Raw genomic sequence first — 12453 nt, 5'->3', positions numbered from 1 at the left:
CCACTTCACATTTCCCGGCACTGTCGCGGCGCGGATTCATCGGCATGGCCGGTGCGCTTGCGGCGGGTACCGCGCTGACCGCATGTGCGGGCAGCGGCGGTGGCGGCAAGCAATCCGGTGACGCGAACACCATTACCTTCTGGTCGAATCACCCTGGCACGTCGAAGGAACTCGAGGCCGAGCTGATCAACCGGTTCCAGGCGAAGCATCCGGACCTGAAGGTCAATCTGGTCGACGCGGGCAAGAACTACGAGGAGGTGTCGCAGAAGTTCAATGCGGCGTTATCCGGCGGTGAGCTGCCCGATGTCGTTGTGCTGTCGGATGTCTGGTGGTTCAACTACGCGCTCAACGGCACCATCGAACCGCTCGATTCGCATTTCGCCGCTGCCGGTGTGCGTCTCGACGACTATGTCGATTCGCTGGCCGCCGACTACGTCTTCAACGGTAAGCACTACGCGCTGCCGTACGCGCGCTCGACGCCGCTGTTCTACTACAACAAGGGCGTCTGGGCGAAGGCCGGTCTGCCCGACCGCGGCCCGCAGAGTTGGCAGGAGTTCGACGAATGGGGCCCGAAGATCCAGTCCGTGGTCGGCGACGGCAAGCTCGCACACGGCTGGGGTGACGCCAAGAACTACCTGGCCTGGACCTTCCAGGGGCCGAACTGGACCTTCGGCGGCTCCTACTCCGATCAGTGGACGCTGAAGTTCACCGACCCCAAAACCATTGCGGCAGGCCAGTTCCTGCGCGATATGATCCACACCAAGAAGTACGCCGGCATCAAACCGCAGATCGCCGTCGACTTCGGCACCGGCGTCATCGCCTCCACCATCGCCTCCACCGGCGATCTGAAGGGCATCCAGAAGAATGCCGAGGGCAAACTGGAATTCGGCACCGCATTCCTGCCGCATCCCAACGGCCCCGGCGTCACCACCGGCGGTGCCGGACTGGCGATTCCGGCGCGGATCTCGGATCAGCGGAAGGCGAATGCGCTCGAGTTCATCGAATTCATCACCAATGCCGCGAATACCGCGTACTTCTCGCAGGGGACCGGGTACATGCCGGTGCGCAAGTCCGCGGTGACCGATCCGAGCGAGGTCGACTTCCTGTCGAAGAATCCGAATTCGAAGGTCGCCATCGAACAGCTCGCGGTCACCAAATCGCAGGATTACGCGCGGGTGTTCGTGCCGGGCGGCGACCAGATCATCGGCACCGGACTGGAGCAGATCGGTCTGCAGAATGCCGATCCGGCAACGGCGTTCGCCAATGTGGCCAGTCAGCTGCAGGCCATTATCGACCGGCAGATCACGCCGAAGCTGCCGAAGTAGTACCGACGAAGAGGGAGATCGACGCCGTGGCAACAGTGCACTTCGACGGGGTGACGCATCAGTATCCCGGTGCGCCGACGCCCGCCGTCGACAACCTGGAACTCGATATCGCCGACGGGGAATTCATCGTCCTCGTCGGCCCATCGGGTTGTGGCAAATCGACCAGTCTCCGAATGCTGGCCGGACTGGAATCCGTTGCGACGGGTCGCATCCTGATCGGTGGTAAGGACGTCACCGGACTGCCGCCGCGCGCCCGCGATGTGGCGATGGTATTCCAGAGCTACGCGCTGTATCCGAATATGACCGTCGCGCAGAATATGGGCTTCGCACTGCGCAATGCCGGCATGAACAGAGCCGATACCGCGGCTCGGGTGCGGGAAGCGGCGATAATGCTCGAACTCGAGCATCTGCTCGACCGCAAACCGGCGAATCTGTCCGGCGGACAACGCCAGCGCGTGGCAATGGGGCGCGCCATCGTGCGCCGACCCCAGGTCTTCTGCATGGACGAGCCGCTGTCCAATCTGGATGCGAAACTGCGGGTCAGCACCCGCTCGCAGATCGCGGCCCTGCAGCGGCGGCTCGGCACCACCACCGTCTATGTCACCCACGACCAGGTCGAGGCCATGACCATGGGCGATCGGGTCGCGGTGCTGCGCGAAGGGAAACTCCAGCAGATCGCCAAACCCCGTGACCTCTACGACGATCCGGTCAATACCTTCGTCGCGGGCTTCATCGGCTCACCCGGTATGAATCTGCTCGACGCCCCGGTTCGCGACGGCGCCGCGGTCCTCGGCGAGCTGCGAATCCCCCTGCCCCGCACCGCGACCGGCGAGCGGGTCATTATCGGCATCCGTCCGGAGTCCTGGGAGACCACCACCGAGTCCGACGATAGCCTCGCCGTGGCCGCCGAACTGCTCGAGGAACTCGGCGCCGAATCCTTCATCTACAGCCACGGCGTCACCGAGGAATGGAACAGCCGCTCCGGCAAGGTGGTGGCTCGGGTGGACCGACGCTTCCAAGTGGCCCTCGGCGATCGCCTGCGGCTGCGTCCGAAACTCGACGAGATCTTCTTCTTCGACGGCGAAACCGAGGAACGCCTGCGCTGACGGCCGGCGCCCTCGCATCCGCCGCCAACTCACCAGATCTTGACGCGCTGTACGGGTTCCAGATAAAGCTCGTCACCCGGCTGCACATCGAAGGCCTCGTGGAAGCTGTCGATATTGCGAACCACGGCATTGCAGCGGAACTCGGGCGGCGAGTGCGGGTCGGTGGCCAGCCGGCGAATGGCCTCCTCGGTGCGGGCTTTGGTCCGCCATACCTGCGCCCAACCGTAGAAGACGCGCTGCAGACCGGTGAGACCGTCGATGACCGGCGGCTGCTGTCCTTCGAGCGAAATCCGGTAGGCGGCCAGGGCAATGGACAACCCGCCGAGGTCGCCGATGTTCTCGCCGATGGTGAATTCGCCGTTGACGGTGTGCTCGTCGGACAGCGCCTTGGGCGAGAGCACGCTGTACTGGTCGATCAAAGCCTTTGTGCGCTTGCCGAATTCGGCGCGATCGGCATCGGTCCACCAGTCGACCATATTGCCGTCGCCGTCGTACTTGGCGCCCTGATCGTCGAAACCGTGGCCGATCTCGTGGCCGATCACCGCACCGATGCCGCCGTAGTTCGCCGCGTCGTCGGCGTGCATATCGAAGAACGGCGGTTGCAGAATGGCCGCGGGGAAGACGATTTCGTTCATGCCCGGGTTGTAGTAGGCGTTCACCGTCTGCGGGGTCATGAACCATTCGGCACGATCGACCGGACCGCCGAGCTTGTTCAGATCACGATCGTGTTCGGCGGCATAGCCGCGTCGATAGTTGCCGACCAGATCGGATGGGACGATGACGATGGCGGAGTAGTCGCGCCACTTGTCCGGATAACCGATCTTCGGGGTGAACTTCTCCAGTTTGGCCAGCGCGGCCGCCCTGGTATCCGGCCCCATCCAGTCGAGCTCGGCGATATTGCGACGGTACGCCTCCTGCAGGTTGGCAACCAGCTCGACCATCCGCGCCTTTGCCTCCGGCGGAAAGTGTTCGGCGACATACAGTTTGCCGACCGCCTCACCGAGCAGATCCTGCACCAGCGAAACACCGCGCTTCCAGCGTTCCCGGTTCTCCTGTGCCCCGGTGAGGGTGCGGCCGTAGAAGTCGAAATTCTCCTCGACGATCGGATCGGTGAGATAGGCGGCCCGCGAACGCAACAGCCGCCACATCGCCCACGCCTGCCAGTCGGCGAGCGGTTCGGCCGCCCAGGTCTGAGCGAAGGTGCGCACATAGTCCGGCTGGCGCACAACCACTTCGGCGAACAGGTCCGGACCGGACTTCGAAATACCCTCGGCGAGTGCGGCAGTCCAGGCATGCCAATCGAATTCCGGATGCTCGGCGACCAGCGCGTCGAAGGTGGTGAGGTTGTAGCTCAACTCCGCGTCGCGCCGCCGCACCACATCCCAGTGTCCGGCCGCGAGCTTGCGCTCCAATTCGAAGATCCGCTGTCCGACCGCTTCCAGGTCGGCGGGCAGCAGTGCGGCGATCTGTGGTTCGGCGGCGGCCAGGGTGAACATCCGGCCGATGTGCCGGATGTATTCGCTTCGGATCTCGGCGAATTCGTCTTGTCGGTAGTAGGACTCGTCGGGCAGCCCGATCCCGGACTGGGTGGCGTGCACCAGATACCGGTTGGAGTTCTTGTCGTCGGTATCGACGTAGAAGCCGAGCGCGCCGCCGATACCGGTGCGCTGCAAGCGACCCAGCAGCGCGGCGAAGGCACTGCGATCGGCGACCTCGTGGATCTCGGTGAGTTCCCCCGCGATGGGCGCCAGCCGCAGCGCGGCCACCGTATCGGTGTCCATGAAGCTCGAATACAGATCACCGATCTTGCGCGCGTCGCTGCCGTGCTCGGCCGCCGAGTCCGCGGCCTGCCGGATGATCGTCTGCACATCCAGCTCCGCCTGGTCGTACAGCGTCCGGAAGGCGCCGTCGACCGCACGATCCGCCGGTATCTCATAGGTATCCAGCCACCCGCCGTTGACATGGACGAACAGATCGTCCTGCACGCGAACCGCGTGGTCGAGGTGGGAGAGGTCGATACCGGAGGGACTGCTCAGATCGGAAGTCACGATCTCCAGTATGCAGAGCTGGGGTCAAGGCTGCCGTCGCCGAGGTAGGCCCCGGCCGCGCACACGGCCGGGGTGGCACGGTCAGGCGGGCAGGATGATGCGATCGAATTCGCCGTCGCGGGCGCCGGCAATGAACGCATCCCACTCTTCGGGGGTGTAGGAGAGGGTGATATCGCCGTGGCGCAGGGTGGCACTGCCATCGGCGCAAGTGTGTGCGATCAGCTCGTTATGCGATCGGCCGCGGTTGAGTAGGTGGATGAACGAGGTCCACAGGCTCGCGGTGACGGTGATGACGGGCTCTTCAGCGGGGCGGTTGGCCGGGTTGCGGCGGTATTTGCTGTCACGGATGAGCACCGCGTCACCATCGAACCGGACCTCGACGCATTGATTGCCGTTGTTCGATCGACTCGACGTGAACCAGTCGGTAAAAACCGACCGGAGGGTAGCGGTGGTGGCCATGGGCAGGATTTTACACTTGTGCATACCTGCTGATCAGGGCCAATGATGCTGCACGATTCAACGACTGTTCCAGTGCGCGAACGTAAGCGAAGCTCAAATCGCGCACCTGTTCCGGATCGTCCACCGCACCGCCGAAGACCGCACTCTCGGCCCACGCGAAGGTCGGCAGCTGTTCACCGGCGAAGTCGATCAGGTGGAAGCTGGACCCGCCGAGCACCGCCCCCGCCCGCGCCGCGAACGGGATGACGCGCACCTCGATATTGTCGAGCTGCTCGATCGACTTCGCCAGATACTCCAACTGCCCGCGCAGCACCTCCGGCCCACCGGTCTGCTGCAGTAGCGTGCCCTCACCGATGACCGCGGTCAGCTCGACCGGCCTCTTACCGCGCAACCGCTCCTGCCGCCGCATCCGGATGGCTACCAGTTGCTCGACTTGAACCGGGCGGATCATCACATCGGCACTGATGAGCGCCCGCGCGTAATCCTCGCACTGCAGCAGACCCGGAAAAACCAAACTGTCATAGCTGCGAATGCTCTGCGCCCCGTACTCCATGCCGTACAGCCGCTGCAGTTCCGGACCGATCAGTGCGGACGATTTTGCCCACCAGCCGCGCTGCTTACTCGCCTCGAGCAGTGCCAGCAATTCGCTGCGTTCCTCGGCGTCCACCTCGAGCAGTTCGAGTACCGGGCCGATGGTGTTCGTGGTGAGCACCCGCCGCCCCTTCTCGACGTGCGACCAGTTGGCCGGAGTGAAGCCGACCCGCTTGGCGAAGGTGGCCGAATCGAAGCCGCGCTGTTCGCGCAATTCGCGCAGACGCAGCACCAGCTCCCAGCGAGCAACGGTTGGCGAAACGGGTGCCATGGCCCGAGATAGTACGCCGGAAATTTACTCGGCGTGTGACTATTGTCAAGGAACTTGTGCGGGTCTAGGGTCGGTTTCAGCGGCAACTTTGGTTTTCACGTCGATCCACTCACAGTCGAGGCGAGGTTCGTCATGAGTACGTCGCACATGGAATCGGGTAGCTACCTGGCAGCCCAGGATTTCGCTGCGGCACAGGACGCGTTGGCGCGCTGTCGCCGCTATCGCAAGGACAACGGTCTATACGGGGTGGTCGATCCGGCCCTCGGGCGAATCCTGTTGGAAGTCGGTGCGGTCGGTGCGGTCGTCATGCCCGCCGCACTCGGCAAGCGAGTGTGCGCCCATCTCCTGGCCACCTACGGGCGGACCGGACCGATCATCGCGCATCCGCGCTCCAGCCGGTGGTCGTTTCTGACCGGCCCGACCGATAACTCGTATCTGGATATGACGCTATTTCCCGAAATGTTCCGGGCCTGCGCGTCGGTGGCGCTGCCAGGCAGCCGGATCGTGCTGCCCTCACCGACCGATGAGCAAAGCGGCTACCGGATCTGGATCGCCGCGCCCGAGGGTGACTACCGTCCCGAACTCGGTGATGTCATCGCCGCCACCCGCACGTGTGCGAACAGCGGCGGTCGGTCGGTCGTCACGGAGATCAGGGGTGTTGTCAAGGGGTCGGGCGCGGAGTGAGCGTCACACTGAAGCTCTGCTCGATGCTGTGCTGCCACTTGTCCCGGCACTCGTTGAGCTTGGTCTGATCGTTGCCGGCCTTCTGCACGCAATCCAGATAGTCCTTGCCGCCGGAGTCGACGAAGAAACTCCAGCCGACAATGCTGAGCACGACCGCGGCGACCAGTGCGAGCACACCCAGAATCAATCCGGTGACCGCCATGCCGGTACCGCCCGCACTCCCGGAACGGATCTTGACCAACGCGATGATGCCGAAGATCAGCGCGAAGAAGCCGAACAGGTAGCCGCCGATCAGCGTCCAACAACTCAGGAATCCGAGTATGCCGAGCACCAGTGCGGTGATCGCCATACCCTTGCGCTTCGGCGATTCCTGCCAATAGTTCGGCTGCCCCTGACCCGGTGGCGGCGGGTACTGACCCGGTGGTGGATATTGACCGGGCGGCGGATATTGCGCCATGGGACTTCCTCTCAGCCGGTGCGCTCGCGTTGCGGTCGCCTTCTGATCGCACTCCCTGGGATGTTGATGCCGAGCACGCTAACTGGAGCCGAGCCGTGCGTGCATCTCCCAGACCAGGATCTCCGCGGGCCCGTGGGCGACCACCCGCTGGCCACCAGATCTGGTCAGGCGCACCGCGTCACCCGCGTACAGCGGACCGACGCCCTCCATTTCCACCTCGCCCCTGGCGACGAACAGATGCAGGTACGGCGCATCCGGCAGGTCGATGTCCTGCTCGGTTTCCCCGCCCGCCAACCGCGCCACATGCATCGCCGAATGGCTGCTGCCGATGGCGATCGCGGTCCGATCCCGATACCGCGGCAGGCCGGAGGCCACGGTCACCAAGCCGCCACGCGCCAATTCGTCGTCGATCTCCAGCTGCTGATATCCCGGCTCCAGACCAGGTTCGTCCGGCACCACCCACATCTGTACGAAATGCACCGGCGCGTCGTGTTCGGTGCCGCGGTCCAGGCGCCAGGAGTCGTTCTTCTCCGAATGCAGGATTCCGGTGCCCGCACTCATCCGCTGTGCCAAACCGGGATAGATGACGCCGCTGTGCCCGAGCGAATCCTGGTGCACCAGCGACCCGCCGAGCACCCAGGTCACGATCTCCATATCCCGGTGCGGATGGGTTTCGAAGCCCTGACCAGGGGAAACAATATCTTCGTTATTGACGAGCAGCAGCCCGTGATGGGTGTTGTCGGGATCGTAGTGCTCCCCGAAGGAGAACGAGTGCTTCGAATCCAGCCAGGACACGCGCGTTTTCATGCGATCGCCGCCGCGATGGACATCGATGTGTGGTGTCGTGAGTGTGGACATCATGGTCCTCCTCTCGGGACCGTGCACCGATCACCTTTCAGGGTAGGAGCACTTACGACGCGGTACTCCGAATTCCTAGTAAATTGTCCTGCACTCGGCATTTTACGCGAGCGACCGGCAGGTGAACGGCAGGCGAGCAGTACCGACCGGTTAGTCGAGTCGGCGGTCGGCCCGATCCGCTACCGCACCACGGGGGTTGAGCAAACGCGTAAGGCGGATTCGTAACATCATGTGCCACAACGGAATCGGAGGTGACGAACAGATGCGGACCGAGGTGCTCGCGCGCATCGAGCGGCAACTCCGCGATGCGGCACAGCGCGACGGGATCAGCGATTTCGTCGTCGGTGTCGCGGTATTTCGCGATCGCAAACTCCTGGTGGTGCGGCGGGTACCGGACGACTACCACGGCGGCCTGTACGAACTGCCCGGTGGTGGCGTGGAATCCGGGGAAACCCTGGCCGAATGCGTGGTGCGGGAACTGTTCGAAGAGACCGGCCTGCGGGTGCGCGCCATCACCGAGTTCCTCGGCGACTTCGACTACGCCACCAGGACCAAGCCCCGAGTGCGCAAATACAGCTTCATCGTCGAGGTGGAGCCGGGCGAGGTCGCGCTGGCCCCGGGCGAACACGACGCCTTCGCCTGGATCGATGCCGCCACGCTCGCCGATCTGCCGATGGCACCGGATATGCGCGAAACAATCTCCATCTTGGTCAACTGCGTTTGACCCGGGACACGCCCCCTGCCGACCACCACGGAGCGTGTCTTACGAGCGACCCGTCGCGCCTCCGCGCCGAAGACGCGGCCATCGAACACAGCCGAGTCGTCGAAGCGCATGCGACGAAGTCGCGGGACTCGCCCGTCTGGTGCGTGTACATCGGGTGCCGAACGACCCGCCGTCAGTGACCTCGACGGAGCGAGTCGTACGAGCGACCCGTTCGTGGCCCGTCTCGCGTTCGAGTCGTCGAAGCGCATGCGACGGAAGTCGGGAGTCTCGACGGCTCGGACGCGAGACAAAGGGGGGCCGCGAACACGCAGCGCCGAAGGCGCTGCCAAAGTTACAGACGTGTCCACTGGTCGCCCCGAAGGCTCGACTCCCGCAGACGAGCGGCCGGTTTCGCTACATACGGTGCTCCGGGAGAGTCCCGGCGTAGTGCGTTTGGCGCTGATCCGCTTTACCGGTCAGTTCGGTGACGGCATGTTCCAGGCGGCGCTGTCGGGTGCCATTCTGTTCAACCCGGAGCGGGAGACCGATCCGCTCGCCATCGCGGCCGCGTTCGCGGTTTTGTTGCTGCCGTATTCGCTGATCGGGCCGTACGCGGGTGCGCTGCTGGACCGCTGGGATCGGCGGGCGGTGCTGCTGGTCGCCAATGTGCTGCGGGCGGTGCTGATCGGTGCGGTGAGTGTCGGGCTGTTGGCGGACAGCAGTGCGACACCATTGTTGTTGCTAGCGCTTGCCGTGGTCGGGATCAGTCGGTTCGTGCTCTCGGGCGTATCCGCGGCGTTGCCGAGAGTGCTCGATCAGCACTGGCTGGTGCCCGCGAATTCGGTGCTCGCCACGGTGGCATCCGGATGTGCCGGTGTCGGTGCCGCCGCGGCGGTCGCGATCATCGGGTTGATCGGCGCGGGCGATTTCGCATCGGCGGTCGCGGTGGCGATCAGTGCCGTGTGGTCGGTCTGCGGTGCGGTATTCGCGACGGGATTCGGGGCCGGGGTACTGGGACCGGAGCCGGGGATCGCGGCGCGCGGCACTACGGTGCGCGCGATCGCGACCGGTCTGCGTCACGGTGCGGCCGCCGTCTGGGGCGCGGTTCAGGTCACCACCGCGATGGTCGGTATCGGCACGCATCGGATCGTATTCGGCACCAATACGCTGATCATGGTGTTGGTGCTGCGGCAGGCGCCCGTCGACGGCGGCGGTGCGAATACCGGGCTGACCCGGTTCGGGCTTGCCATCGGCTGCACCGCGGCGGGGATGTTGGTGGCGGCGGTCGTCGCACCGGTGTTGATTCCGCGACTGGGTCGGTCGCGCACGGTAGTGCTCGGGCTGTTGACCGCGACCGTGGTGCAGTTGGCGCTGGTCACCCCGACCGCGCTCGCGACGGCGGGGACCGCGGCGCATCGGGCACATCAATTGCTGCTGGTCGCGGCATTCCTGTTCGGGCTCGCGGGGCAGACCATCAAACTGACCGGTGATGCGACCATGCAGATCGATATCGATGACACCCGACGCGGTCAGGTTTTCGCATTGCAGGACACCGTATTCAATATCGCGTTCGTACTGGCGATCGCGCTCACCGCATTGGTGATACCGGCGGATGGGCGGTCGATCGCTGTGGTGCTCGTCGGCGCCGGAATCTATGGTGCCGGCATAGCGGCCATTGTCGTGAACAATCGTCGGGTGCCGGTCACTCGCTGAACGACGTTGTCGGGTGGCCGGATTCATCGCCGGAGAAGGTGCGGTGATCGCGCAGCGCGGCGACCTGTTCGATCGGCGCCTGCGGATCCGACCAGCCCGAATCCTGTTTCGGCTCATCGTGATTCGACAAGGCCGCACCGAGTTCGTTCGCGGCGAGGTGATCCGGCTCCGGCTCGGTGCGCTCGATCCAGGCCAGGTGTTCGTTGTCCGCATCGGCCGGACTGCCGGTGATCTGGTGATTCCAGATGCCGTTACCGGTCGGATCGGTGAAGAAATGGTCGGGTACGCCGTCGTCGTCGAGATCCAGCCCGGCGACATCGGCAATGCCGGTGCCGTGCGAGTCCCACAGCACGTCATCGATCAGGCCGTCGCCGTCGAAGTCGAGCGCCACCGCATCACCCACGCCCGACCCGGATAGATCCAGATCCGCCTGGCTGGTCCAGACGTGGACCGTACCGTCACCGGTCCCGAATACGTATTCGATCTCGTTCATATCTGCTTGGACGCGACTGCACCCCATCCGGTTCCACCCTGCGCGCGATTCGGTCGGGTAAGTTGATCTCCCATCGACCCGAATCGACAGGGAGTCAACAACGGATGGGATTTCGGCCGAGCAGTGCGCGGGTGTTCGCGTCCACGGCCAGGTATCCCTGTGCGCCCGCAATCCTGGGGGTGCTGCTGGCCGGTACGCTGACGGTACCGACTCCCGTCGCGCAGGCCGCGCAGCATCCTTGGGCGCCGGCGCCGGTCAACAGCTGCGGCGAGGTCGGATTCGACCCGCTGAACCGGGAACCGGACCCGAACGCACCGCCACCTCCGCCGCTGCCCCAACTGCCGCCGCAGATCGATATTCCGGTGCCGATTCCCGAGATCACGCCGGTTCCGGTCCCCGACCCGCCGCCGGACAACACTCGGATCGATCCGGAGCCGCTGCCCGCCGACCCGTGCCGCAATCCGTGCCCGGATATTCGGGATACGCCGAAACCGCCTGATCCCGCCGCCGATCCGGAACCGGAGGGCGCGCCCGACACCGACACCGGCTCCGGATCCGGATCCGGATCCGGTTCGAGCTCCGGTTCCGCCTCGATCCGCCTGCCGCGCATAGAGATCCGTCTGGAGATCGAACCCGTTCCGATCCCGGTGCCCGGTGAGGACGGCGTCCAACCGCAACCCGCGCCGCCGCCGATCGTGCACCCGGCCGAACCCGGACCGCTGACCGCCGCCATCGCCCCACCGCTGGTGGAGTCGGTGGATCTGGTCGGTCAGGTGACCGGGCACGGTTCGGCGAACCGCACCGATATGCGCTGGCAGGTCGACGGCACCGACCTCGGCATCATGTGGGAGACCAAGCCGGGTGAGATCGCCGTGGCCTTCGGCGACACCTTCGGCGATGGCTGGACCAGTGGCGGCGTTGGCGGACCGGACTGGCGCAGCAATGTGCTCGGCTACAGCACCGACCACGACCTCGCCGACGGCCTCGGCATCGACACCATGGTGCAGGACAGCCGTTGTCACGCCACCGAACTGCTGTCCAGCCGCAAGATCAAGAACTGGGAGACGACCACCATCCCGACCTCCGGATTCGCGATCGGACAGCGCCAGTTCATGAGCTATATGTCGGTGAACCACTGGAGCCGCATTCCGGGGCTGTGGTCGACCAATTACGGCGGGCTCGCGTACTCCGACGACAACGGCCGCACCTGGGTCAAGGATCAATGGGCCAGGTGGGACAACTTCTTCGGGCTCGGCCGATTCCAGGTGGCGGCCATGGTGCCGCACGGCGATTACGTCTATATGTTCGGCACGCCCAACGGCCGGGTCGGCGTCATCGGCCTGGCCAGGGTGCCGAGGACCGAGGTGCTGAACAAATCGGCCTACCAGTACTGGGTGGGTGGAACATGGGCGCCCGCGGCCGAAAATCAAGCCACACCTTTGGTTCTCGGTATGGCCAGTGAGTTGTCGGTGCGCTTCGATGCCGAAACCGAGCAGTGGCAGATGGTCTACTTGGATTCGGCGCGCGGTGCGATCGTGATGCGCACCGCGGCGAGCCCGCAGGGTGCCTGGACCGATGGTGTTCAGCTGGTCTCGACCGACGACTATCCGAAGGCCTACGGCGGCTTCATCCATCCGTGGTCGACGAGCACGGACCTGTACTTCACCATCTCCGCGTGGGACAGCTACAACGTGTATCTCATGCACGCGAAACTCGATCCGCCGCACTGATCGCGCTCGGATCCG

12 protein-coding genes are annotated in these 12453 nt (G+C 64.8%); 6 read left to right on the top strand and 6 right to left on the bottom strand.

Features of this window, described 5'->3' with window-relative positions; all coding sequences use genetic code 11:
* The first annotated feature begins 44 nt into the window (after positions 1 to 44).
* Both AB0L58_RS23755 and ugpC read left to right on the top strand, forming a co-directional pair.
* Positions 45 to 1325, top strand: coding sequence for an ABC transporter substrate-binding protein (locus AB0L58_RS23755; RefSeq protein ID WP_364389907.1), 1281 nt, complete (start codon positions 45 to 47; stop codon positions 1323 to 1325).
* Positions 1326 to 1351: 26 nt separating this feature from the next.
* Positions 1352 to 2431, top strand: a complete 1080-nt coding sequence (gene ugpC / locus AB0L58_RS23750) for a sn-glycerol-3-phosphate ABC transporter ATP-binding protein UgpC (protein WP_364389753.1) — start codon at positions 1352 to 1354, stop codon at positions 2429 to 2431.
* 29 nt (positions 2432 to 2460) lie between these two features.
* Here ugpC and AB0L58_RS23745 read toward each other — a convergent pair whose 3' ends face one another.
* The 3 genes from AB0L58_RS23745 to AB0L58_RS23735 all read right to left on the bottom strand — a co-directional run bounded on the left by AB0L58_RS23745 (position 2461) and on the right by AB0L58_RS23735 (position 5800).
* Positions 2461 to 4479: a M13 family metallopeptidase gene (locus AB0L58_RS23745; protein ID WP_364389751.1), complete on the bottom strand. Its 2019-nt coding sequence runs from the start codon at positions 4477 to 4479 to the stop codon at positions 2461 to 2463.
* A gap of 81 nt (positions 4480 to 4560) precedes the next feature.
* Positions 4561 to 4938: a DUF397 domain-containing protein gene (locus AB0L58_RS23740; protein WP_364389749.1), complete on the bottom strand. Its 378-nt coding sequence runs from the start codon at positions 4936 to 4938 to the stop codon at positions 4561 to 4563.
* 10 nt (positions 4939 to 4948) lie between these two features.
* Entirely contained in the window at positions 4949 to 5800 is an 852-nt protein-coding gene (locus AB0L58_RS23735; protein WP_364389747.1) for a Scr1 family TA system antitoxin-like transcriptional regulator, read from the bottom strand.
* 132 nt (positions 5801 to 5932) lie between these two features.
* On the opposite strand from AB0L58_RS23735, the gene AB0L58_RS23730 reads away from it, so the two are divergent.
* Entirely contained in the window at positions 5933 to 6484 is a 552-nt protein-coding gene (locus tag AB0L58_RS23730; protein ID WP_364389746.1) for a hypothetical protein, read from the top strand.
* On the opposite strand, the gene AB0L58_RS23725 is transcribed toward AB0L58_RS23730, so the two are convergent.
* A complete protein-coding gene (locus AB0L58_RS23725; protein WP_364389744.1) occupies positions 6462 to 6941 on the bottom strand; it encodes a DUF4190 domain-containing protein in 480 nt (159 codons plus the stop codon). The two genes, AB0L58_RS23730 and AB0L58_RS23725, sit on opposite strands and share 23 nt — an antisense overlap.
* A 78-nt stretch (positions 6942 to 7019) precedes the next feature.
* Positions 7020 to 7799, bottom strand: a complete 780-nt coding sequence (locus AB0L58_RS23720; protein ID WP_364389906.1) for a pirin family protein — start codon at positions 7797 to 7799, stop codon at positions 7020 to 7022.
* A 262-nt stretch (positions 7800 to 8061) separates the two neighbouring features.
* Between AB0L58_RS23720 and AB0L58_RS23715 the strand changes: the two genes are divergently transcribed.
* Positions 8062 to 8523, top strand: coding sequence for an NUDIX domain-containing protein (locus AB0L58_RS23715; RefSeq protein WP_364389743.1), 462 nt, complete (start codon positions 8062 to 8064; stop codon positions 8521 to 8523).
* 339 nt (positions 8524 to 8862) lie between these two features.
* A complete protein-coding gene (locus tag AB0L58_RS23710; RefSeq protein ID WP_364389741.1) occupies positions 8863 to 10215 on the top strand; it encodes an MFS transporter in 1353 nt (450 codons plus the stop codon).
* Here the strand turns inward: AB0L58_RS23710 and AB0L58_RS23705 are convergent.
* Positions 10205 to 10708, bottom strand: a complete 504-nt coding sequence (locus AB0L58_RS23705) for a hypothetical protein (protein ID WP_364389740.1) — start codon at positions 10706 to 10708, stop codon at positions 10205 to 10207. The two genes, AB0L58_RS23710 and AB0L58_RS23705, sit on opposite strands and share 11 nt — an antisense overlap.
* Before the next feature lie 104 nt (positions 10709 to 10812).
* On the opposite strand from AB0L58_RS23705, the gene AB0L58_RS23700 reads away from it, so the two are divergent.
* Positions 10813 to 12438, top strand: a complete 1626-nt coding sequence (locus AB0L58_RS23700) for a DUF4185 domain-containing protein (RefSeq protein WP_364389739.1) — start codon at positions 10813 to 10815, stop codon at positions 12436 to 12438.
* Positions 12439 to 12453: the final 15 nt, after the last annotated feature.

It is taken from the genome of Nocardia sp. NPDC052112 (assembly GCF_040680135.1).
GTDB lineage: Bacteria > Actinomycetota > Actinomycetes > Mycobacteriales > Mycobacteriaceae > Nocardia.
Note: the sequence above shows the minus strand (reverse complement) of the source record. Positions and strands in the feature narration are given on the sequence as shown.